Source organism: Pedobacter sp. (assembly GCF_046462515.1).
GTDB lineage: Bacteria > Bacteroidota > Bacteroidia > Sphingobacteriales > Sphingobacteriaceae > Pedobacter.
Map to the genome: position 1 here is coordinate 29526 of NZ_JBKGVD010000011.1, position 23374 is coordinate 52899.

Below are 23374 nucleotides of genomic sequence, written 5' to 3' on the forward strand. Positions count from 1 at the left end.
CTTTTATATTATTCTTCGCTTAAGAAGGGATATCTGTAATCTTTTGGAGGATTAAAGGTCTCTTTGATCGTGCGGGGAGAAACCCAGCGCAATAAATTAATCATAGACCCCGCTTTATCATTGGTTCCGCTGCCTCTTGCTCCGCCAAATGGTTGCTGACCCACAACAGCTCCGGTACATTTATCGTTTACATAAAAATTACCAGCCGCATTTCTTAACGCCTGAGTAGCTTGTGCAATTACATATCTATCTTGAGCTATCACGGCTCCTGTTAAAGCATAAATAGAAGTTGTATCAATGATATCTAAAATTTTGTCGAAATCTTTGTCATCATATACATACACGGTAAGTACAGGACCAAAAAGCTCCTCGCACATAGTAGTATATTTAGGGTCGTCAACAACTAAAACAGTAGGTTCAATGAAATAACCTTTAGATTTATCATAATTACCACCGGCGATAATCTCAACGCCACTATCTTTTTTGGCAGCATCAATATATTTTGCTAAGTTATTGAATGATTTTTCATCGATAACCGCGTTGATGAAATTACTGAAATCTTCTGTTGGGCCCATTTTGAAAGAAGCAAGATCACGAACCATCAGCTCCTTTAACTGAGGCCATATACTTTTGGCAATATAAACCCTTGAAGCAGCCGAACATTTTTGTCCTTGGTATTCAAAAGCACCTCTTACAATAGCTGTATTGGCCGCCTCTACATCAGCAGAACCATGAACCAGAATAAAATCTTTACCGCCGGTTTCACCTACAATGCGAGGATAAGTTTTGTATTTATGGATGTTATTACCAATAGTTTTCCAGATATCTTGGAACACGCCAGTGGATCCGGTAAAGTGAATACCCGCAAAATCAGCATGATTAAAAATTACATCACCAGCATCAGGGCCGGAAACATAAATTAGATTAATTACACCATCAGGAAGCCCTGCTTCACGGAAAATTTCCATTAATACATTGGCAGCATAGATTTGGGTGTTGGCAGGTTTCCAAACCACCACATTACCCATCATTGCTACGCACGAAGGTAAGTTGCCCGCAATAGCTGTGAAGTTAAACGGCGTTAGCGCAAATACAAAACCTTCTAAAGGGCGCTGCTCTACACGGTTCCAGCTGCCATTAGGCGATACGGGAGGTTGTTGTTTGTAGATTTCGGCCATATAACTTACGTTAAAACGTAAGAAATCTATGATCTCGCAGGCAGAGTCAATTTCGGCCTGATAAGCGTTTTTGCTTTGCCCCAACATGGTGGCGGCATTTAATTTATATCTGTAAGGACCTGCAATGAGATCGGCAGCTTTTAAGAAAATAGCAGCCCTTTGTTCCCATGCTAAATTTTCCCAATCTGCTTTTGCTGCAAGAGCAGCATCGATAGCTTGCTCAACATGTTTTTTGGTACCTTTGCTATAAGTAGCCAATAAATGTTGATGATCATGAGGAGGGTTAATTTTTCCTTTGTCTTCGGTAAAAATTGCTTTACCGTTAATATACATAGGTATGTCTAAAACTTTAGAACGGGCATCAGCCAAAGCTTCTTTTAGTAGCTTTCTTTCTTTAGAACCCGGAGCGTAATTGTAAACAGGTTCATTTACCGGAGCCGGTATATTAAAAAATCCTTTTAACATGCGTGAAATAAGTAGTTAATGCACAAATATAGCTTTTTATGAAGTAAAAAGTCTGATGAGGATGTAAAAGTAAACTGAAATGATAATTAACGATAAATACTGGTTAATTACAGTTAGTTTTTCTTTCTGTTAAGTGATGATTGTTTTGTTTGCAGCTAACCAATTAAAGTTAAGCTGGGTTGGATTTTTAACCTTTTCCTGATTTATTTAAAAAATCAATTGCTACTTTTTCTCAGTTTCTTTGTCTAAAAGCGCTATAAGGCTTAAAACTTAAATGTTTATGCGTTTTTGAAAAAAAAATAGGTTAAGTTATTTATTTTTAAATAGTTAATATTTATCTTTAAACAAAATAGTTTTGCCTTTAAAATAAGGTTCTATGAAAGAAAATCTACAAAAAGCGCTACCTATGCTATTTGTTGTTTTAATGCTCTTCTTAACTGCCATGCAATTCCAGGGGAATTACCATTTATATGGTTAATGCCTGATAAATAACTACCTGAACGGCCAGGTCAAATCATCATTACGCTTGATGGCATTTGCCATCATTTTTCCTATTCCTTATGACCTGTAACTTAATTTTTAATACTGAAAAATAAAACCAATCACCAATAAACTGAAATAATATGAAAAAACTTTACTTAAAAAAATGTTGTTTTTTACTTGCATTGCTGTTGCTTTGCTCCTTTGGCATAAGAGCACAGATTTATGTATCACCATCGGGAAATGATGGAAATGATGGGAAAACTCCGGCTACGGCTAAAGCTTCTTTATCTGCTGCGGTAGCAGCAATAGTAGATCCATCCATAACATTGAAATATATTAAGCTGTCTGCAGGCGTATACACGACCTCTGGTTTTGCGATTCCATCGGGGGTAAGGGTAGTAGGCGAATGCGCTAGTTTGACAACCTTGGAAACTTCAGGAAATATTCAATTGCAATCAAATAGTGCATTGAGCAGTGTTACCGTTACCAGGCCTGGTATAAGTAATTCCATATCTGTTTCAACTTATAGTGGGAGCAATAATATTTCTATTACTCAATGTAAATTTATTGGAAATCGTACGGCTATCTATTTACAAGGTAGCAATCACGTAATAAGTGACAACGAATTTGAAAATAACAGGACGGGGCTTGTTATAGATCCTTCGGGTAGTCCATCAGTAACTGGTCTTAAAATCGAGCGCAATAAATTTTTCAGAAACAGAAGCTATGGCTTTATCTTTTTAGGTGCGTCAGATAATGCTTCCTTAACTGGGCAGGTAACCGCTAGGATTGCTTATAATGATTTTATAGGGAATTTAGCTGGGGGCTTTGAGCTTAATTCATCAGATGCTACAACTGCAATTGCTCTGCAGGGTAATTATTTTGATGAAACCAATAATGCCATTCGTAATGGCCGTACCAATGGTGGATTTACGGTAGATGATCATAACGTAAATAGCGATTATGATAATGATAAATATCACTTTACCGATAATAGTAGTACTGGTTATCCTAATGCTGTTTCAGGCGATGCAACTGCTAAAATTACAACAATAGGAGTTTTTAATGCCGCCACTGCTAACATAAATGGGGCAGCATTATGCAGAGCAATTAGTTCATCTTCTCCATCTTTTACGGGTTATATCACCATTCAAGATGCAATAGACAATTCAGGGGCTGCAAATACAATAAATGTTTCGGCGGGTAATTATTTTGAAGATGTTGTGGTAAATAAACAGGGGCTTAAACTTATAGGAGCAAATGAACAGACTACAAAAATTATTGGTATAAAAGGAAATTCTTCTGCAACTACATTGTCTATTGCTGCTGATGGAGCTACAGTAGAGGGTTTTACCATTACAAGAGAAGGAAATAACCTAACAGATTGGAATGATAGCTATGGAGTTCTGAATAAACAAGGAGTCTCTATGGATGCCAACAATACTACTGCAAGAAAATTGATTATTACAGGTAACAGAAACGGGATGTATATTAACGGCCGTCAAAATGTACTGGTAGAATATTGCGATATAGACAATAACCGTACTGGGATACAGGTTGCAAATAATATATCTGGAACTATTATCAGAAACAATAATATAACCAATAACTGGACAATGGGATTTTTATTTAATGATCCTTCTAGTCCTCCCAATCCTCCAGTAACAGCACAGGCTACAGCGGCTGATATTGTTAAAAATAATATCACAGGTAACTGGTACTCACAAATAGAGTTCAGGGGGGATAATGTTAATGTGCTTAATTTTGGTGCAAATAATTTAGGTCAAACTCCAGGAGTGGCACCTTCAGTTTCTACAAATCCTTCGGGCGAACCGGGCTATGCTGCGCAAATTCCTGTCGCTTTTGGCGGGACTGCTACTGCGCCAGGTAGTTCCTATATGATTTGCGGTGTTCATTCAGACAAAGTGGATTATTCGGCTGATTTAGAAAATTATACAGATACGGATCCGGCAATAGGTTACCAACCTAATGATACTAAGGTTTGGGTTTTTGAAAGAGGCCCCTTGGCTACTTTATCACCACGACTTTCATCGGCAGCTAAAATTGTAAATCCGGGAGGAACCATCTTACTGAAAGACGCAGCTATAAACTCAGGAGGAGATATCCCTGTAAATGCAACACTTGATGCAGATAATGCGACAATTGTTGTGAATGGAAATTTAAAACTGAACGGAAACAACACGATGTTAACCCTTGCAAAACCAGCTACTTTTAATGGTACTATAGAATTTGCGGGCAGTAACATTAAATCAACAACAGCCAATACCTTAACTGCATCTAATTCTATTGTTAGTGGCGTTGGTTATGTTGATGGTCCGTTAACATTAACAGGTGCTGTTGCTACTTACGATATGCCTTTAGGTAAAGGCGGTGTGCAAACTTTAATTTCGTTTAATAATCCTACAGCTGCCATAACTGCCGAGTATTTTAATGCAGATGCAGGTAATACTTCCACTATTGCGTCGGGATCTTCGCTTACAGCCGTAAGTAATAAAGAGTATTGGAATGTAAGCAGCACAGGTACGCTAGGGAGTGTCTCGTTAACTACTTTCGATAAAAGCGGTAGTGGTATTTCAGGCACCTTAATTACAGAAGTGGCATTTTATGGAGGTACAGAGTGGGTTAGCTATGGCGGAACTTCACAAACTGTTGCAGGTAATAAGTTTAGTGTAACTTCTGATTTAAATCCTATTAATACTATCTCTGGTAAATTTACTTTTGGTACAGGAACTACTCTTCCGGTAGATCTTGTTGCTTTTGAAGCAGCCCGGGCAAATAACGGAGCTTTAATTACTTGGGAAACAGCAGCTGAAAACCAGAATAAGGAATTTGTGGTTACAAAAAGCTTTGATGGTAAGAAATTCTTTGAACTGAAAAGAATAGATGCCAAAGGTGCTGGTAAGTACAGCTATACAGATGTAACTTTCTTGAAATCTGCTTATTACAGACTTGTACAGATAGATGCAGATGGAAAATCTACTGCGTACGATAAGTTAACCAGATTTGTAAAAGGATTAAATGATGGTGTAAGCGTAACCGCTTATCCAAATCCTACTGCATCAAAACTTTTTGTAAGTATTGCTTCAACAGAAAAAGAGGTGGTTAAGCTACAATTAGTGGATATAACTGGCAGAATTCTTAAAGTACAACAGGCAGATACTTCTCAGCCTATCACATTTGATATCAGCGATGCTAAACCAGGTGTATATACATTGAGAATACTGAAAAATACGGGCGACTTGGCCAAGAAAATCGTAAAACTCTAAGTTTACCTGAGCTATGAAAAAGAGGAAAGACCAGATCTTTCCTCTTTTTTTATCATTTTATTTTTTAAATTAACGGTGTTAATTATATTTGTTCGATTTTAGCATTATGGGTAGAAAAGAAAAAAATGAGCAACAGCGCGAAGATATCAGGCAAATGATATTAAAAGAAGCTAAAAACCTGTTTCTTAAAGACGGGTATGAAGCTACATCGATGAGAAAAATTGCGCAGGAAGCAGGTATAAGTCCTACAACTATTTATCTCTATTATAAAGATAAAAGTGATATGGCTTATGCGCTGCACAAAGAAGGCTTTAAAATACTGGGCAAGCAGTTTATGGTATTGCAAAGTGTGGAGAATGCCTTTGAGCGTTTAAAAGCCATGGGCCGAATTTATTTGCGTTTTGCTTTAGAAAATCCTGATTTTTATGAGATTATGTTCATCATGAAAGAGCCAATTGAATTTCTAAGCAGGCAGAATGTGTGCGAATGGGAAGAGGGTGAGCAGGCCTTTAACAGTTTACTCAATACAGTTGCTGATTGTAAAAAAGAAGGCTTTTTCAAAGGAATGGATGAAAGAATGGTAGCGCTTAACATCTGGGCGCTTGTGCATGGTTTATGCAGTTTAAAATTACAGGGGCATTTAGACCATGTTGCGGCAGCTCATTTCGGAGAGGGTATGCAAAGAGATGTGTTAGAAGATGCCTATAATGGTTTAATATTAATGATAAACAGCTTAAGGTAATGAAATTAACGGTGTTAATAAAAGATGTATTTGTAACTGTTTGTATGCTTCTATGTGGAAGTACAAATATACTAAAGGCTCAAAACACATTAGATGCATATATAGACCAGGCCTGTACAAACAACATTGTACTGATGCAGAAAAATATAAGCTTAGAAAAAGCACAAATGGCACTTAAAACTGCTAACAGTTTTTTTCTTCCTTCGCTAAACTTTCAGGGAGCTTACCAAACGGCAGATGGAGGAAGAAATATTCCTTTGCCACTTGGCGATTTGTTAAATCCTGTATATACTACGCTTAACCAGATTACTCAATCTGATAAATTTCCTATGCTAGAGAATGAACAGATCAATTTTTTTCCTAAAAATTTTTATGATGCCAAACTACGGGCTACAATTCCATTGATCAACACTGATTTAACCTACAATAAAAAAATTGTTCAGAAGCAATATACACTTAAAGAATATGAAGTAGCTATTTACAAGAGAGAATTGGTTAGAAATGTTAAAACCGCATATTATAACTATTTAAGCGCCTTGCAGGCTGTAGAAATCTATCAATCTGCTATGAAATTAACTCAGGAAGCTTTGCGGGTTAACGAGAAACTATTGGAAAATGGCAAAGGATTACCTGCTTATGTGTTACGCTCTAAAAGTGAAATTGAAAATGTTAAAGCCCAGATAGTTACTGCAGAACAGCAAGTTAAAAATGCAAAAATGTATTTTAATTTTTTATTGAACCGAGAAGCAGATAAAGAGATTGAGGTTGATTTTAAAGTTGATGACGAACTCCATAAAGTAAACACTATGCTTTTGACCGTAAACGATGCCAGTTTACGGGAAGAGATTAAACTTACAAATCAGGTTGCGGCTATTAACAGAGATGTAAATAAACTGAATAAATTATATGCCGTACCTAAACTTGGGGCTTTTATCGATGCGGGTTCGCAGTCAGAAGGTTTTAAGTTTAATCAAAATTCAAGATACTACATGGCGGGATTACAGTTAGAGATCCCAATTTTTTCTGGTAATAGAAACAGCTATAAGATCAGAGAAAGCAATTTAGATATTAAGAATGCTGAATTGAACAGCAGTTTAGTGTATCAGCAATTAAATCTGGCTGTAAAAGTTGCACAGAACAATCTTCTTTCTGCTAATCAAAACTACCAATCATCATTAAAACAATTTGAATCCGCTGCGGCTTACCAGCGGTTGATAGATAAAGGTTATTTGGCTGGTTCTAATTCTTTTGTAGAAACCATTGATGCCCGTAATCAGTTTACAGGCTCTAAAATATTAACACAAATAAATAAGTACAAAGTATTAATCGCGCTTGCAGATCTGGAAAGAGAAACAGCCGCTTATGCTATAAAATGATCATGAAAGCAATCACAAATAAAAGACTTTATGCCATAGGAGTTACGGCTATGTTAACGAGTCTGGCCTGCAGGCACGCTCAGGAAAGTAAGAGCATGATGAATAACGGAGATGTTATTCCCGTAAAGGTGGAGACCTTGCAAACAGAAAATATTAAACAGGTCATTACTGTGTCGGGGCAATTTTCTACTGATGATGAAACTATTCTGTCATTTAAAAACGGTGGAGTCATCAAAAAAATCTATGTAAAAGAAGGAGATGCGATACGTAAGGGACAATTACTGGCCGCAGTGAGCGAGAATGAAATTTCTACACAGGCCAATCAACTTAAGCTGGCTTTTCAAAAGGCAGAACGCGATTATAACAGAGCGCAAAAACTGTTCAGAGACAGCGTAGCTACCTTAGAACAGATGCAAAATGCCAAAACTGCATTGGATGTTGCAAAACAACAGTTAAATGCAGTCAATATCAATGTGGGCTATGTCGAAATAAGAGCACAGAAAAACGGATATATCCTTAGAAAAATAGCAAACGAAGGTCAGGTAGTTGGCCCGGGAACTCCGGTTTTGCAGGTTAACGGGGCGGGACAGAGCAACTGGATTTTAAAAGCGGGTTTGAGTGATAAACAATGGGCTGCTTTAAAAATAGGAGATAGAGCAGAGATCAGCACAGATGCGTTACCGGGTAAAATTTTTAATGCCATATTAAGCAGGAAAGCGGAAAGCATAGATCCCTCAAACGGAACTTTCGGCATTGAATTGAAAGTGCAGGATGCTGCTGTTAAGGGACTGGCAAGCGGTTTGTTTGGTAAGGCCAAAGTTTTTCCAACGCTCTCGCTTACTCAATACAGTATTCCTTACGATGCACTTTTAGATGCCAATGAAAATGAAGGGTATATTTTTATTACCAATGATAAGCGCACGGCAAAGAAAATCAAGGTTTCTCTGGGAGCTTTACAGCAAAACAGAGTGGTCATAACCGGAGGATTGGGCCAGGCAAAAGCAATCATTGTTTCAGGTAGTGCTTATTTAGAAGACAATTCAAAGATCAAGGTGTTAAACTAAGCTTAAACAGAAAATGAAGATATCTGAATATGCCGTAAAAAATTACCAGTTCACCCTTATCATCATGCTCATGTTACTGGTATTGGGTATTACAACGGTATTGAATATGCCACGTGCTGAAGATCCTGATATGAACGCGCCCAATTTTCCGGTGGTGGCAGTTTATCCGGGAGCCAGTCCTAAAGACATGGAAGAGTTGGTGGTTAAACCGCTTGAAAAAAGGATTTATGGATTGGATAATATAAAAAGTATCAAAACCACAATTAGAGATGGTTTAGCGGTAATTTTTGTAGAATATAAATACAATGTAAATGTAGAGAACAAGTATCAGGAGCTAATCAGAGAGATCAATATTGAACGGGCAAATCTGCCCAAAGAGATTTACAGTCTCGAAGTACAGAAAGTAAGTCCCTCTGATGTTAATGTGCTACAAATCGCACTGATTTCTCAGAATGCATCGAGAAATCATCTTAAAACAGCTGCAGAAAAATTGCAGACCGGACTTGAAAAGGTTCCCACCTTAAAAAATGTAGCTATTGTGGGTTTGCCCGATCAGGAAGTCCGGGTAGATTTAAATCTCGATAAAATGGCTCAGCTGCGATTGCCTATAACCTTTATTGCTAATGCAATTCAAAGCGAGGTAGCCAATATCCCGGGAGGTAGTGTAAATGCAGGTAATAAATCATTTAATATTAAAACGAGCGGCAATTATCAGAATATAGATGAGATTAAAAATACCATTGTATTCAGCGCTGGGGGTAAAAATATCATGCTTAAAGATGTTGCCAATGTTTATTTTGATTATTCGCAGGATAAGCACCTTGCCCGCTTAAATAGTTATCGTTGTGTATTTGTAGTGGCGGCTTTAAAATCAGGAAGCAATATATCGCAATCACAAGAGAAATACTTACCGGCAATCAATCAGTTTAAAAATACCTTGCCACATAATATAGATATGCAGGTAATGTTTGATCAGGCTGAAAATGTAAATACAAGATTAAGCGGTCTGGGTGTAGATTTTATGATTGCCATTACCTTGGTACTAATTACTTTGTTGCCTTTAGGCACAAGGGCATCCATTGTGGTAATGGTTTCTATTCCCCTGTCTTTAGCTATTGGCATTATTCTGGTTAATTTATTTGGCTTTAGCTTAAACCAATTGAGTATTGTAGGCTTAGTGGTTTCTTTAGGCTTGCTGGTTGATGATAGCATTGTTGTGGTAGAAAATATAGAACGGTGGATGCGGGAGGGGCACAGTCGCATAGAAGCAACTTTTAAAGCTACCAAACAAATAGGTTTGGCGGTTATTGGCTGTACGGCAACACTTATTATTGCTTTTATGCCGCTAATGTTTATGCCTGAGGCATCAGGTGAATTCATTCGAAGTCTGCCTGTAGCTGTAATGAGCTCGGTACTCGGTTCCATGTTTGTGGCACTGACCATTGTGCCGTTCTTATCGAGCAAGATTTTAAAACCACATCAAGACCCTACGGGAAACATTGTTTTAAAAACCCTGCAAAAAATAATTCATGGAACTTATGCTAAGTTGTTAGATAAAGCCTTGCATAAACCTGTAGTGACTATCATTGTTGCGGTTGTAATTTTTGGCGGATCATTGGCATTGATACCGGTTATCGGTTTCAGCCTTTTTCCTTCATCAGAAAAGCCACAGTTTCTGATTAATATCTCTACACCTTTACAATCTAATTTACAATATACAGATTCAATAGCCCGCCAAATAGAACGAGAGTTAAAAACCATTCCGGAGGTAAAATATTTTGCCACAAATGTGGGTAAAGGAAATCCCCGGATTTATTATAATGTTTTACCGCAAAATGAGCGATCAGATTTTTCAGAAATATTTGTTCTTTTAAAAGATGATATAAAGGCCAATAAAAAGGTAGAACTCATAGAAAATCTTCGTAAGAAATGGTCGCCCTATCCAGGGGCCAAAATAGAAGTAAAAGACTTTGAACAGGGGCAGCCCATTGTTTCGCCGGTAGAAGTACGTTTATTTGGCGATGATTTAGACACCTTACGTCATTTATCGGCAAAAGTAGAAAATTTGTTAAAGCAAACAGAAGGAACTATTTATGTAAACAATCCACTTAAAAACCTAAAATCTGATATTAAAGTAGAAATTGATAAAGAAAAGGCCAATGCTTTGGGCATTGCCACCATTAACATAGATCGTACTGTGCGTATGGCTTTAGCCGGTGTTGAAGTAGGAAAATTTGTAAACCCTAATGCAAACAGCGATGATTACAGTATTATATTAACTACCAGCAGACCTGCAAATCCTACACTTAAAGTTTTAGAAAATTTATATGTGAATAATAATCAGGGTATTTCTGTTCCTTTATCACAAATTGCAACCTTAAGATTGGAAGCCTCTGCTATTAGCATCAACCACCAGAATAAAGAACGAACTACCTCTGTAAACGCGTTTGTAAAAAGTGGTTATTTAAACGATCGTGTAATTAAAGAGGTTGAAGCACAAATGCAGAAAATGAAACTGCCTAAAGGTTATGAATTTGCCATGGGCGGAGAGGTAGAAAGTCGTAATCAATCTTTTGGTGGTTTTGGAAGCATCATCTTGATTACAGTATTCTTGTTTATAGCGGTGCTGGTGCTTGAGTTCAAAACCTTTAAGAGCACGCTTATTGTACTTTCGGTTATTCCTTTAGGCATAGTAGGTGCTGTTATGGCACTTTTGGTTACCGGAAATTCATTGTCATTTGTGGCTACCATTGGTATTGTTGCACTGGCGGGTATAGAAGTGAAAAATACCATCCTTTTGGTAGATTTTACCAATCAATTGAGAGCCGAAGGTAAAGGATTGAACGAAGCGATTGAAGAAGCAGGTGAGGTGAGGTTTCTACCCATCATTTTAACCACTTTTACCGCAATAGGAGGTTTGCTGCCTATCGCTATGTCAAGTAATCCTTTGATATCGCCATTGGCTATTGTAATGATTGGCGGTTTAATCAGCTCAACTTTATTGTCGAGAATAGTAACGCCGGTGGTTTATAAATTGATGCCGCCCAAAATATAGGCAAACTGTTAAAAGCAAAGCCATCACCGGTCAGGTAATATTTTTTGGCCACTGGGGATGGCTTTTTTGTTTCATTGCCATCAAATAATTATTTACTTTTGAAACCTGCATGCTAAAATATTTACGTTTAATTCTTCTGCCCTTTTCATTTATCTACGGTCTAATTACAACAATAAGAAATTACTTGTACGATAAAGGCCTGCTTAAATCAGTTAGTTTCGATATTCCGGTAATCAGTGTGGGCAATCTGGCTGTAGGGGGTTCGGGTAAGACACCGGCAACAGAATATCTGGTTAACCTTTTAAGTACTTATAAAATTGCGATTTTAAGCAGAGGGTACGGGCGTAAAACAAATGGGTTTATTTTAGCCGATGAGCATGCAACGGCAGCTACCATTGGTGACGAGCCTATGCAGTATTACCATAAATTTAAACAGGTAACGGTTGCTGTTTGCGAAGACAGGATTAAAGGAATTTCTTTATTGCAAGAAAAACACGATATCATCTTACTGGATGATGCTTTTCAGCACCGAAAGGTAAAGCCCGGTTTCAGTATTCTGCTTTTTGAATTTGACAGGCTTAGTCGCTTTCAATTTATGCTGCCAGCCGGAAACCTGCGAGAAACTTTTGATGGGGTAACAAGAGCAGACAGTGTACTGGTAACAAAATGTCCGCCTCTGTCGTCATTAAACTTAAAACTGGCTGTATCACATAAATTTGAACTTGCCAGTAATCAAAACCTTGCTTTTGCGGGTATTGCTTATGAAAAACCAATTCATTTGTTCAATAAAGACGTGTATGATAAAAGCATTGGCGGAGAAGTATTTTTACTAACGGCTATAGCCAACTCCAATCCATTAGTAGAATATTTAAATAAATTCCCGGTTAATCTGCACCATTTTAAATATGCAGATCACCATAACTTTACCCTAAATGAAATAAACAGGCTGGTTAAGGCATTTGAACAAAATCCTGCTCAGGAAAAAATAATAATTACAACAGAAAAGGATGCCCAGCGTTTATTAAATAATAATTTAAGAGATTTACTGTTAAATTTGCCTGTTTACTACCTGCCTATAAGCATGGTTGTGCAAGAAGAGGATAAACAGACGTTTGATCAAAAAATTTTAAACTATGTTGCAAGCTTTAGAAGATTCAGTTAAATACATTAAACATAAAATAGGAGATTTTACACCTGAGGTAGGTATTGTTTTAGGTACAGGATTAGGTGCTTTGGTAAACGAGATAAATGTTGCGCACAGTATCATGTATTCAAGCATTCCTAATTTCCCGATATCAACGCTTGAATTCCATTCAGGAAAACTTATTTTTGGTACGTTGAATGGCAAAAAAGTAGTGGCCATGCAGGGTAGGCTGCATTACTATGAAGGTTATAGCATGCAGCAGATTACCTTCCCTATAAGGGTTATGAAACTGCTGGGCATTACACATTTATTTGTATCAAATGCTGCGGGATCTTTAAATCCTGAATTCAGAAAAGGAGAGCTGATGATCATTCACGATCATATCAATCTGCAACCCGAAAGCCCGTTAAGAGGATTAAACCATACCAATTTAGGTCCCCGTTTCCCGGATATGAGCCAGCCTTATAATCATGATTTGATTGAAAAAGGATTGACGATAGCCAAAGAAGCAAATATAATATGCCATAAAGGGGTATATGTAGCCGTTACCGGGCCAAATCTTGAAACCAGGGCAGAATACAAATATTTGAGAGTAATTGGCGGTGATGCGGTAGGTATGAGTACTGTGCCCGAAATAATTGTAGCTAATCATATGAAGTTACCTGTTTTTGCTATTTCTGTGCTAACGGATGAAGGTTTTCCTGCCGATCTTAAGCCGGTAAGCGTAGAAGAAATTATTGAAACAGCGGCAAAAGCCGAACCTAAAATGACCTTTATCTTAAGTAAGCTTATATCTGGTTTATAATGCGTAAACACATTGCATCTATTATTCTTTTGCTTATGATAAGCGCTGGTTATGTGCAGGCACAGGATCTGAAAACTTCTGTGGGACGTAACAAAGAATTAGATTCTTTAAGAAAACAGGAAGAAGCAGGAAAAGATACGGTTATTTTTAATTCAAAATATATCAGGTACACTACACTCAAATTAATGAGAGATAGTGTGCAAACCATACCTCTTGATACCACATTGGCAGGTATCCAGAATTTTAGTCCCATTAAACAACCGTATATGCCTACGGTAGGTACGGGTGTTTTAGGTTTGGCGGCAGCACCCATGTTGTATATGCCCTCAAAAAATATAGGTTTTGATGCAGGTTTTCATGCGCTTGATTTTTATAAGCTTACGCATGATGATGTTAAGTTTTACAGGGCAAGATCACCGTTTACCAGTTTAAATTACACGGCTGCATCTGATAATGAACAAACCCTTAAAATCATACACTCTCAAAACATCAAGCGTAACTGGAATTTTGGAGCTAACTTCAATCGTATAGGGGCTAATGGATTTTATACCCATCAACGGGGAGATGATTTGAATGCTGCGATCTTTACTTGGTATCAATCGCCTAACAAACGCTATAACCTGCTGGCCGATGTGATTTTTAATACATTAAAAGCTCAGGAAAATGGAGGGGTAGTAAAAGGAGATATATTTGCGTATGAAGGCGATAACTTGGTGAGCAAAAAGGCTGAACCGGTAAAATTAAATACGGCTAAGCAATTGTACAGAAATACCAACATTATGATTAAGCAGGATTATTTTGTGGGTCGGATAGACAGTACGCAAACCCAGAATTCGCAAAATATATTACCAACCAATAAGGTATCCTATACACTGATTTATAATACAAACTCGTATAACTTTAAAAAAGACGAGGAAGATGAGTTTAAGGTATTGCCTGCCACAGCAAGAGATCTGGTATTTACCAACGATACTACTTTTGTAAAACAGTTACAAAATGAATTTGTGTATTCATTTTTTCTAAGATCTAAATCAAGTTCTTTCATTAAAAATGAATTAAAGATTGATGCAGGTATCAGGCATAATTACTATAGCTTTGGACAGTCTGTATTGAAGAAAGATAAAACATCATTTTTTGACTATAAAACCACTTTCCAAGACCTTACCTTATTAGGGGCTTTAGGTTACAGATTTAGCAATAAGATCGATTTGAATTTAGACGTACAACAGATCTTTCAGGGCAGGTATGCGGGAGATTTTCTGTATGAAGCAAAGTCTAATATAGATATAGGCAATAAAGCAGGTAAAATTATTATGGATGCTTATATCCAGAACAAATCTCCTGAAAGTATCTACACCTTTTACAATAGTAACTATTATAACTGGGATTTTAGAAAAGACCTGGATAGAACTAAAACAGCCAGTTTTTCTTTCAGATATATAAATGGATTACTTGGTCTTGATACAAAAGCATCTTATTACCTCATTTCAAATTATACTTATTTCGTGCAAACGGCACCTAATGTGATTAATCCGGCACAAGAAAGTGGAAACATCAGTTTATTGCAGATCAATTTAGGTAAAAGCACAAACTTAGGAAGTTTTCATTTTGATGTTTACGGCGTATACCAGAAAACAGATTATGCTAATATTTTAAGAACGCCTGAGTTTTATGCTTTTGCAAGTATCTATAAAGACCAGACCTTTTTTAAAACCCTGAAAACACAAATTGGTTTCGATGTAAGATATAACTCAGCCTATGTAGCCAAATCTTACGCTCCGGCAGTTGCACAGTTTTATAATGGCGATAATGTGGTGTTCGGGTCAAAACCGGTAGCAGATGTATGGATAAAAGCGGGTTTGAGAAGAGCTAATCTTTTTGCAAAGTATGAATATGTAAACCAAGGCGTATTTAGCAAAGGATATTATACGGTTAACCAGTACCCAATGCCCGACAGGTTATTTAAGGTAGGGGTAAGCTGGAATTTTTACGACTAATAATAAAAAAAGCAGACCATTTGGTCTGCTTTTTATTGCTTTAACAAATCTTAAAATGAATAACCTACGGTAAAACCCAATACGCGGTTACTTACTTTATTGTCATTTGACTTTTGGTTACTTGGAATTAAGTTGCTAAGACCTAAACCGTAATTTGCACCTATAGAAAAACCTGAAGCAATACGATAACCTAAACCAAAGTTGGCTCCAAAATCCATGCTGCTCATATCATCAGAGTTTTTACTTCCAAAATTCATATCTCTGTCGCCAGAAATAGTAGAGGATGATCCGGTTACGCTGTTTTTGTATTTACCTGAAATATTAAAAGCCGCATAAGGACCTGCACTGATCTGAAATGCACCTACGTCACCGGTAGGAATGCGAAGTACGGCATTTACCGGAACCTCAATAGCCATTACATTTTGTTCTATTTTACCGGTACCACCAAATATGTTTCCTTCTATTTTTCCACCCTTGTTCTGTAAGGAAATGCCTGGCTGGATAAAGAAGTTATTGGCTACACCAAAATCGCCATAAGCAGTAACGTTAAAGCCCACAATATTTTTTGAATACTGATCTAACTGGCCAGCGTTTTCTCCGCTATATTTTAAACTTGATAAATTTACCCCTGCTTTTACACCAAAGCGGGCATCGTTTCCCGACATTTTATTGGTTTGTGCAAAGGCCCCTATTGAGAGAAACGTAAATGCTGACGCTACAATTAAATTTTTCATAACTTTCTGTTTTGATGTCTAATTTTTTAAATATTAAAACAGTAAGCAAGTTCCAAAAGCTGTGCCAAAAACGAGATTAATTTGTGTGTTTTTGCTTTAAAGTTCTGGTTTTCAGTGTGTTTTTAAAGTTTTTTGAGCGACGTGCTAATTTGCGGATATAGTGCTTAAAACAGGTCAGAATTTAAGCAGCGAGCTAAAATAATCTTAAAACAAGAGCGAGATAAAGAGACCTAAGCGTAAAAGGTATTCAAAAAAAAACAGACTATCTTCCTTTTTGAATACCTGTCAAATCAGAATTTATTTTTGAGGCATTTCATCGAAATTTACCATCCAGCTTATGCCAAATTTATCAGTAAACATACCAAAATAAGCACCCCAGAAAGTATTTGCCATAGGCATGGTTATTTTACCGCCAGCAGATAAGCCATTAAATAATTTATCCGCTTCTGCTTTACTCTCAGCATTAATAGATACGGCAAAGTTATTTCCAACGGTAAGCGTTCCAGACCATTCGCCTGCTGTATCGCTGCCCATTAATACAGTTTCTTTACTGATGGGCAAGCTAACGTGCATGATTTTTTCAGCATCAGCATCAGCCACCGGTGGCATATTTTCGCTTGGTGGGATATCCTTGAATTTACCAATATGAGCAAATTCGCCACCAAAAACAGATTTGTAGAAGTTAAATGCAGCTTCGCAAGTTCCTTCAAAAGTTAAGTAAACATTTACAGTAGCCATGGTTCTAAGATTTTATTATTGTTTTAAATTTTTTAAGTTTCATAGAAAAACTACGATCAGGTTTTTTGAGGTTTCTTTTTAGCTGCCGGAAAAAGCACGTTGTTTAAAATGAGCCTATAGCCCGGCGAATTGGGATGTAGACTCAAATCGGTAGGCGGGTCGCCAACCTGATGTTGGTAATCCTCCGGATCATGTCCGCCGTAGAAAGTAAATTGACCTTTTCCGGTTTCACCATGTAAATAACGCACCTCTTCACCAGCTTTATTTTCGCCCATAACGGTAACACTCGGTTTTACCAAACGCTTTCTAAAAGCGGTAGTTTGTCCCATAAAACCTTTGATTATCCTTTCATGATTTTGTGTAAGCATGGTAGGAACCAGATCCCATTTGGCAGAGAAATCAAATAAGGTAAAGAAATCGTTGGTTGGGTTAAAATTGCGGGTTTGTGTAACATCAATATTGGCAAACTCATAGTTATAAGGATTCATGTCTAACCTAAAATCAGTAAAAGCAAAGGTCTTACTATAATCTAATTTACTTTGAGCTTGGGGATCTACACCGTCGCCATCAAACATTCGGTCTGCAATATCTACACCTTCGGCTGCAAGAGCAATATCAAAACTGTCTGTGCCAGAGCACATGGCAAATAAAAAACCTCCTCCCACGCAGTATTCTTTAATGCGTTTGGCTACGGCCAGTTTCATCTCAGACACTTTTTTAAAACCATTCCTTTTGGCAGCTTCTTCTTGGTATTTTACATCATCTTGGTACCATTTTGCATTCTGGTAAGCGGCCCAGAACCTTCCGTACTGACCTGTAAAATCCTCATGGTGTAAATGCAGCCAGTCGTATGAAACCAATTTATCTTTTAAGATATCATCATCATAAATTACTTCGTAGGGAATTTCGGCATAAGTAAGCACCAGAGTTACAGCATCATCCCAGGGTAATTTGCTTTTAGGCGAGTAAACGGCAATTTTTGGTGCTTTTTCAAGTTTCACCATTTCCATGTTAACATCGGGCTTGTTAATTTCATTTAAAATGGAAGTCACCCTACCATCCGCTAAAATTTCATAAGAAACTCCTCTGATCTTGCATTCATCTTCAACAGATTTGGCATATTTGATCAGAAAGCTTCCACCCCGGTAATTGAGTAACCAGTCAACCTCTAACTGATTTTTAATGGTCCAATAAGCAATACCATAAGCTTTAAGGTGATTTTTTTGGTCTTCATCCATATGAATAAGGATAGAAGAAGCCTTTGCTACTACAGCGGCAGTCATAAAGAACAGCCATAAACCTAATTTTTTAAAAACCATGATAAAGTATGAAGCTAAAAATAACGTAAAAAGGCCGTATTTAAAATTTAATGTATGTTAAAAACGTTAAAAATTATTAAATGATATGATGATGTTTTTATTTGATGGCATATATCAGGCAAATTGCTAAATTTGAAACCTTAAAAAAAGATTATGAGTAAAGCGATTATAAAAACTGAAAAAGGTAACATGACTGTGGAGTTTTATGAAAAAGATGCTCCTAACACAGTTGCCAATTTTAAAAAACTAGCTAAAGAAGGATTTTATGACGGAGTTACTTTTCACCGTGTAATTCCTAATTTTGTAATACAAGGCGGTTGTCCAAACTCTAAAGAAGGTGCTACAGGCATACCAGGTACAGGCGGCCCGGGCTATAAAATTGATTGTGAATTAACAGGTGATAACCAATATCATGACCGAGGTGTTTTATCTATGGCTCATGCCGGAAGAAATACAGGAGGTTCACAATTCTTTGTTTGCCATAGCAGAGATAATACAGCTCACTTAGATAGAAACCATACCTGCTTTGGTAAAGTGGTTGAAAATGTTGACCTTGTTGATGACATTCGTCAAGGTGACAGAATTTTAACGATTGAAGTAATTGAAGATTAATATCCAAATCATATGAATTTAAGAGGAATTGTAGCTGTTTCTGGCAGACCGGGATTATTTAAACTAATTGGTCAAAATAAAGCAGGGTATGTTTTAGAAGGTCTTGATGAGCAAAAACTGAAAATTGTTGCGAACCTGGCTAATACAAAATTAGCTTCGTTGGAAGATATTACGGTTTATGGTGAAGAAGAAGAAATAAAACTTTCTGATGTTCTGGAAGCTATTTCAAAAACCAAAACAGCTGTACCTGATGCAAAGGCCGATGGTACTACGCTAAGAAAATTTTTCCTGGAAGTAGCACCTGGTCATGATCAGGAAAAGGTGTATGCTTCTGATATGAAAAAAATCTTGGCATGGTATAACCAGTTAAAAGATCTGCCATTATTTACTGAGAAAGTAGAAGAAACAACTGAAGCTTCAAAAGCTGAAGAAAAATCAGAAATAAAAGCTAAGGCAGAAACAAAGGCTAAAGCACCAAAAGCAAAACCTGCAAATGCTAAAGCACCAACAACTAAAGCTTCGGCACCAGCTAAAAAAGCTAATATGACCAGCAAAAAAGGCGTTTAATACCCAATCATATTATAGAGCTTAAGGTATCCGGTAAATGTTTAATATATTTCTGGATACCTTTTTCTTTTTAAGCTTTTACCTTAAATTTGAAACATATCCCATTAAAATTTAATCCTTTCTTAGCTCATGTCTAAAGTTACCGGAGATGCCTTTAATGTAAATTTATTGCAGCGTGTATTTACGTATGTAAAACCTTATAAAAGCATTTTTGTATGGTCGGTAGTACTAACGCTAATTTTAGCGGCTTTGGCTCCGGTAAGACCATTTTTGGTAGGTTATACTTTAGATCGATATATTTTAAAGGCCGATTATAATGGTCTGATTAAAATGAGCATCCTGGCTCTTGTATTATTGTTGCTGCAAACTGTCTTTCAATACCTGCATACTTTACTTACTAATACTTTAGGTCAGTCGGTTATAAGAGATCTGCGTATAAATGTGTTTAATCATATTTCTAGTTTGCGGCTAAAATATTTTGACAGAACTCCTATAGGACAGTTGATTACCAGAACTGTTTCTGATCTCGAAACCATTGCCGATATTTTTTCAGAAGGATTGATTGCTATGATTGGCGATATGTTGCAGGTGATCGTAATCATTGGGGTAATGATTTACATAGACTGGGAACTTACCTTAGTGGTATTGCTCCCTATGCCACTTTTGATCATCGCTACCCGTATATTTCAGCGGGCCATAAAAAAAGCATTTCAAGAAGTAAGAGCCGAGGTTTCCAATCTTAATACTTTCTTACAGGAACATATCAGCGGTATTGCCATTATACAATACTTTGCCCGCGAAAAGCAGGAGTATAAAAAATTTGAAGAGATCAATACTCGCTATCGTGATGCGAACATCCGTTCAAACTGGTATTATTCTATTTTCTTTCCAGTTGTAGAGCTCATTTCGGCCATGTCTTTAGGTTTGTTGATATGGTACGGATCTAAAAATGTATTGCTAAAGCCTTTAGATGTAGAGCCAGGTGTAATTACAGCTTTTATCATGTACATTAATATGCTGTTTAGGCCAATACGGGAACTGGCGGATAAATTTAATACTCTGCAAATGGGTATGGTGGGTGCCGATCGTATATTCAGCGTATTAGATACTCAGGAAACAACCGTTAATGAGGGCACATTGAAACCGGGACATCTTAACGGGCATATCCAATTTCGTAATGTATGGTTTAGCTACAATCAGGACACAGAAGTGGCAGAGAACGAATATGCCTTAAAAAATATCACCTTTGAGGTAAAAGCTGGGCAAACCGTTGCTTTAGTAGGTGCTACAGGTGCAGGTAAGTCATCAACTATCAATATCCTGAACAGGTTTTATGAAACTCAAAAAGGTACTGTTACCATAGATGATGTTGATATAAAACAGTATGAACTAAGCTATCTGAGAAGTAAAATAGCTACGGTACTTCAGGATGTATTCTTGTTCTCCGATACCATTTTTAACAATATTACCTTAAATAATCCTGATATTTCTCTAGATGAAGTGATACAGGCTGCAAAGAAAGTAGGTGCCCATGAATTTATTGAACGTCTGCCGGGAGCTTATCATTACAATGTGATGGAGCGTGGCGCAACGCTTTCTGCCGGGCAGGCACAATTGATTTCTTTTATCAGGGCATTGGTTTATAAACCTGCCATTTTGGTATTAGATGAAGCTACTTCATCTGTAGATACAGAAACAGAGCTGATGATACAGCATGCCATAGAAAACCTTATGCAAGGACGTACTTCTATTGTAATTGCGCACCGCCTATCAACTATACAAAAAGCCGATCAGATCATTGTTTTAGACAAAGGGGAAATCAAGGAAAAAGGAACGCACCAAGAGCTTTTAAAATTAAATGGCTATTATAAAAAGCTTTATGAATTGCAGTTTTCATCTGTAGGGATTGCAAAAGATTAGTATAAATAACTAAATTTGGTTAAATACTAACCCCTTTTGAAAATTCATTTTGAAAATAATGACGATGCAACCCTTTTTGCCTTGCTTAAGCAGGGCGATGAAAATGCTTTTGTCAAAATTTATCATAAGTATTGGAAAGAGTTATTTAATGCAGCTTACAAAAGGCTGCCAGAAAAAGAGCAATGCCAGGATATTATACAAAATGTTTTCGTAGATCTGTGGAACAGAAGAAATGAGCTGGATCTAAGAAAGCCATTGGCATATTTGCATACAGCAGTGCGGTTCCAAGTACTTAAATTCATTAGTAGGGATAGCAAAAAAGGTAAGTTTTTTAATGTTTTTGATGAAGAAATCATCTCTCCCTTAAAAACAGACGAAACAGTTCTGGAAAAAGAAGTTAAGTTAATTGTTGAGCTTTTTATAGCAACTCTTCCTAAAAAAAGAAGGCAGATTTTTGAGATGTATTATCTGGATGGATTAAAGGTTGAAACGATAGCGACTACACTTGATATTTCAGAAAAGACGGTCAGAAATCAGTTGGCCGCGGCCGGAAAATTATTAAAATTGAGGATAACCAATATGTTTCTGTTATTGGTTATTGTTTTCTTTTTACTTTAATAACATATTATTTTTTCTTTTTTCTAAAAAAAGCGGGATAAATGCTTACATATGGTACATAGTATATAAACCCATGTATCATGAGCACTTTTTTTGATTCAGAAGAAGAACTTCGCAAGATTATTAATAAATACATTAACGGAAAAGCGACCAAGGCTGAGGTTAAGTTCATAGAAACTTATTACAGTTTTCTTGATGCTCAAGAAAGTGCAGAAAAAGCGTTGGGTGATGAAGAATTAGCGCAATTGGAAGATAGGGCCCTCAATACCATTCAATCGCGTATAAAAACAACACGTAAAGCTGTAAAAAACCTTGATTGGAAAAAGTACACTGCAGCAATTGTATTATTAATGGGCATAACAGCAGCAGCTTTCCATTATCTGAACACCCAAAAGCAGTTACAGGTAAATCCTTTGGTGGTATATAAAGGTAAACTAGATGTTTTACCCGGAGAAGATGCTGCGTTATTAACACTATCAACCGGAGAAACCATTGCTTTAAATGAAAACAACCGTAAAAAATTACTAAATGATAATCGCTTGAGCATCTCTAGCAATGCAGAAGGGCAACTGGTATATAAAGTAAAAGCTATTAATGCTGGATCGTCAGATTCATATAGCTTTAATACTATAGAAACCAGAAAAGGCAATCAGATTCAGCTTATCCTTTCTGATGGTACTAAGGTATGGCTAAATGCTTTATCCTCTTTACGCTTTCCGGAGGCATTTAACGGAAAAACTCGCGAAGTAGAATTACAGGGAGAAGGTTATTTTGAAGTGGAAAAAGATAAAGTGCACCCTTTCATTGTAAAATCCAGTTCATTAATGTCAGGCAATAAGCAGGAGGTGGAAGTTTTAGGAACACATTTTAACATTAATAGTTATGATGCTGCTATAAGAACTACACTTGCAGAAGGAAGTGTTAGAGTTTCTAATGGAAATGTATCAAAAGTTTTAGCCCCATCTTATCAATCAAGTTTAACACATAACCAGATACAGGTATATCCCGTAAATGTAGAAGATGAAATAGATTGGAAAAATGGATTGTTTAGGTTTAACAATGCCTCACTGCAATCTATCCTCCTACAATTAGAACGCTGGTATAATATAGACGCAGATATGAAAAATATACCTAATAAGAGATTTAATGGCGTAATATCTCGTAAAGTTAACCTCTCTGAAGTGTTAAATATGCTGTCGTTAACAGGAAACATTGAATTTGAACTTACACAAGACCGAAAACTGTACATAAACCAAACTCGATAATAGAA

General features: G+C 36.9%; 17 protein-coding genes. 13 read left to right on the top strand and 4 right to left on the bottom strand.

All coding sequences use genetic code 11. The features are described from left to right. Positions 1 to 8: 8 nt before the first annotated feature. Complete coding sequence (gene pruA / locus ACLHG9_RS15515; protein ID WP_410222415.1) at positions 9 to 1643, bottom strand: L-glutamate gamma-semialdehyde dehydrogenase; 1635 nt, start codon at positions 1641 to 1643, stop codon at positions 9 to 11. Positions 1644 to 2266: 623 nt separating this feature from the next. Between pruA and ACLHG9_RS15520 the strand changes: the two genes are divergently transcribed. The 8 genes from ACLHG9_RS15520 (at position 2267) to ACLHG9_RS15555 (ending at position 15596) form a co-directional block, all read left to right on the top strand. Further along, positions 2267 to 5413 carry a right-handed parallel beta-helix repeat-containing protein gene (locus tag ACLHG9_RS15520; protein ID WP_410222416.1) on the top strand — a complete coding sequence of 1049 codons (3147 nt, stop codon included), beginning with the start codon at positions 2267 to 2269 and terminating at the stop codon, positions 5411 to 5413. 106 nt (positions 5414 to 5519) lie between these two features. Next, positions 5520 to 6155: a TetR/AcrR family transcriptional regulator gene (locus ACLHG9_RS15525; RefSeq protein WP_410222417.1), complete on the top strand. Its 636-nt coding sequence runs from the start codon at positions 5520 to 5522 to the stop codon at positions 6153 to 6155. After that, a complete protein-coding gene (locus ACLHG9_RS15530; protein ID WP_410222418.1) occupies positions 6155 to 7531 on the top strand; it encodes a TolC family protein in 1377 nt (458 codons plus the stop codon). The genes ACLHG9_RS15525 and ACLHG9_RS15530 overlap by 1 nt, the downstream gene beginning before the upstream one ends. Positions 7532 to 7533: 2 nt before the next feature. Continuing rightward, positions 7534 to 8595: an efflux RND transporter periplasmic adaptor subunit gene (locus tag ACLHG9_RS15535; protein ID WP_410222419.1), complete on the top strand. Its 1062-nt coding sequence runs from the start codon at positions 7534 to 7536 to the stop codon at positions 8593 to 8595. Positions 8596 to 8608: 13 nt separating this feature from the next. Further along, a complete protein-coding gene (locus ACLHG9_RS15540) occupies positions 8609 to 11650 on the top strand; it encodes an efflux RND transporter permease subunit (protein WP_410222420.1) in 3042 nt (1013 codons plus the stop codon). A 109-nt stretch (positions 11651 to 11759) separates the two neighbouring features. Continuing rightward, the gene (gene lpxK / locus ACLHG9_RS15545) at positions 11760 to 12812 is read left to right on the top strand and encodes a tetraacyldisaccharide 4'-kinase (RefSeq protein ID WP_410222421.1); all 1053 of its coding nucleotides are present in this window, start codon (positions 11760 to 11762) and stop codon (positions 12810 to 12812) included. Beyond that, positions 12784 to 13599, top strand: a complete 816-nt coding sequence (locus ACLHG9_RS15550; RefSeq protein ID WP_410222422.1) for a purine-nucleoside phosphorylase — start codon at positions 12784 to 12786, stop codon at positions 13597 to 13599. The genes lpxK and ACLHG9_RS15550 overlap by 29 nt, the downstream gene beginning before the upstream one ends. Continuing rightward, on the top strand, positions 13599 to 15596 hold the full coding sequence (locus ACLHG9_RS15555; protein WP_410222423.1) for a putative porin: 1998 nt from the start codon (positions 13599 to 13601) through the stop codon (positions 15594 to 15596). Before ACLHG9_RS15550 ends, ACLHG9_RS15555 begins: the two co-directional genes overlap by 1 nt. Before the next feature lie 50 nt (positions 15597 to 15646). Here the strand turns inward: ACLHG9_RS15555 and ACLHG9_RS15560 are convergent, their stop codons facing one another. From ACLHG9_RS15560 to ACLHG9_RS15570, 3 genes are all read right to left on the bottom strand, one after another. Then, positions 15647 to 16330, bottom strand: coding sequence for a porin family protein (locus tag ACLHG9_RS15560; RefSeq protein ID WP_410222424.1), 684 nt, complete (start codon positions 16328 to 16330; stop codon positions 15647 to 15649). A gap of 297 nt (positions 16331 to 16627) precedes the next feature. Continuing rightward, positions 16628 to 17068, bottom strand: a complete 441-nt coding sequence (locus tag ACLHG9_RS15565) for a VOC family protein (protein WP_410222425.1) — start codon at positions 17066 to 17068, stop codon at positions 16628 to 16630. A gap of 56 nt (positions 17069 to 17124) precedes the next feature. Then, entirely contained in the window at positions 17125 to 18306 is a 1182-nt protein-coding gene (locus ACLHG9_RS15570; RefSeq protein ID WP_410222498.1) for an asparagine synthetase B, read from the bottom strand. Between the two features lie 234 nt (positions 18307 to 18540). Between ACLHG9_RS15570 and ACLHG9_RS15575 the strand changes: the two genes are divergently transcribed. The 5 genes from ACLHG9_RS15575 to ACLHG9_RS15595 all read left to right on the top strand — a co-directional run bounded on the left by ACLHG9_RS15575 (position 18541) and on the right by ACLHG9_RS15595 (position 23369). Further along, positions 18541 to 18999 carry a peptidylprolyl isomerase gene (locus ACLHG9_RS15575; protein ID WP_243361287.1) on the top strand — a complete coding sequence of 153 codons (459 nt, stop codon included), beginning with the start codon at positions 18541 to 18543 and terminating at the stop codon, positions 18997 to 18999. A 12-nt stretch (positions 19000 to 19011) separates the two neighbouring features. Beyond that, entirely contained in the window at positions 19012 to 19566 is a 555-nt protein-coding gene (locus ACLHG9_RS15580; RefSeq protein WP_410222426.1) for a DUF5606 domain-containing protein, read from the top strand. Positions 19567 to 19695: 129 nt separating this feature from the next. Next, the gene (locus tag ACLHG9_RS15585; RefSeq protein ID WP_410222427.1) at positions 19696 to 21486 is read left to right on the top strand and encodes an ABC transporter ATP-binding protein; all 1791 of its coding nucleotides are present in this window, start codon (positions 19696 to 19698) and stop codon (positions 21484 to 21486) included. Between the two features lie 36 nt (positions 21487 to 21522). Beyond that, positions 21523 to 22104, top strand: a complete 582-nt coding sequence (locus tag ACLHG9_RS15590; protein WP_410222428.1) for an RNA polymerase sigma factor — start codon at positions 21523 to 21525, stop codon at positions 22102 to 22104. A gap of 80 nt (positions 22105 to 22184) precedes the next feature. Further along, entirely contained in the window at positions 22185 to 23369 is a 1185-nt protein-coding gene (locus tag ACLHG9_RS15595) for a FecR family protein (RefSeq protein WP_410222429.1), read from the top strand. The last annotated feature ends 5 nt before the right edge of the window (positions 23370 to 23374 follow it).

Coding starts and splice junctions, on each gene's coding strand:
- ACLHG9_RS15555 (WP_410222423.1), top strand. CDS start 13,599: ATGCGTAAACACATTGCATCTATTATTCTTTTGCTTATGATAAGCGCT.
- ACLHG9_RS15570 (WP_410222498.1), bottom strand. CDS start 18,306: ATGGATGAAGACCAAAAAAATCACCTTAAAGCTTATGGTATTGCTTAT.
- ACLHG9_RS15530 (WP_410222418.1), top strand. CDS start 6,155: ATGAAATTAACGGTGTTAATAAAAGATGTATTTGTAACTGTTTGTATG.
- ACLHG9_RS15595 (WP_410222429.1), top strand. CDS start 22,185: ATGAGCACTTTTTTTGATTCAGAAGAAGAACTTCGCAAGATTATTAAT.
- pruA (WP_410222415.1), bottom strand. CDS start 1,643: ATGTTAAAAGGATTTTTTAATATACCGGCTCCGGTAAATGAACCTGTT.
- ACLHG9_RS15585 (WP_410222427.1), top strand. CDS start 19,696: ATGTCTAAAGTTACCGGAGATGCCTTTAATGTAAATTTATTGCAGCGT.
- lpxK (WP_410222421.1), top strand. CDS start 11,760: ATGCTAAAATATTTACGTTTAATTCTTCTGCCCTTTTCATTTATCTAC.
- ACLHG9_RS15520 (WP_410222416.1), top strand. CDS start 2,267: ATGAAAAAACTTTACTTAAAAAAATGTTGTTTTTTACTTGCATTGCTG.
- ACLHG9_RS15540 (WP_410222420.1), top strand. CDS start 8,609: ATGAAGATATCTGAATATGCCGTAAAAAATTACCAGTTCACCCTTATC.
- ACLHG9_RS15560 (WP_410222424.1), bottom strand. CDS start 16,330: ATGAAAAATTTAATTGTAGCGTCAGCATTTACGTTTCTCTCAATAGGG.
- ACLHG9_RS15535 (WP_410222419.1), top strand. CDS start 7,534: ATGAAAGCAATCACAAATAAAAGACTTTATGCCATAGGAGTTACGGCT.
- ACLHG9_RS15525 (WP_410222417.1), top strand. CDS start 5,520: ATGGGTAGAAAAGAAAAAAATGAGCAACAGCGCGAAGATATCAGGCAA.
- ACLHG9_RS15550 (WP_410222422.1), top strand. CDS start 12,784: ATGTTGCAAGCTTTAGAAGATTCAGTTAAATACATTAAACATAAAATA.
- ACLHG9_RS15580 (WP_410222426.1), top strand. CDS start 19,012: ATGAATTTAAGAGGAATTGTAGCTGTTTCTGGCAGACCGGGATTATTT.
- ACLHG9_RS15565 (WP_410222425.1), bottom strand. CDS start 17,068: ATGGCTACTGTAAATGTTTACTTAACTTTTGAAGGAACTTGCGAAGCT.
- ACLHG9_RS15575 (WP_243361287.1), top strand. CDS start 18,541: ATGAGTAAAGCGATTATAAAAACTGAAAAAGGTAACATGACTGTGGAG.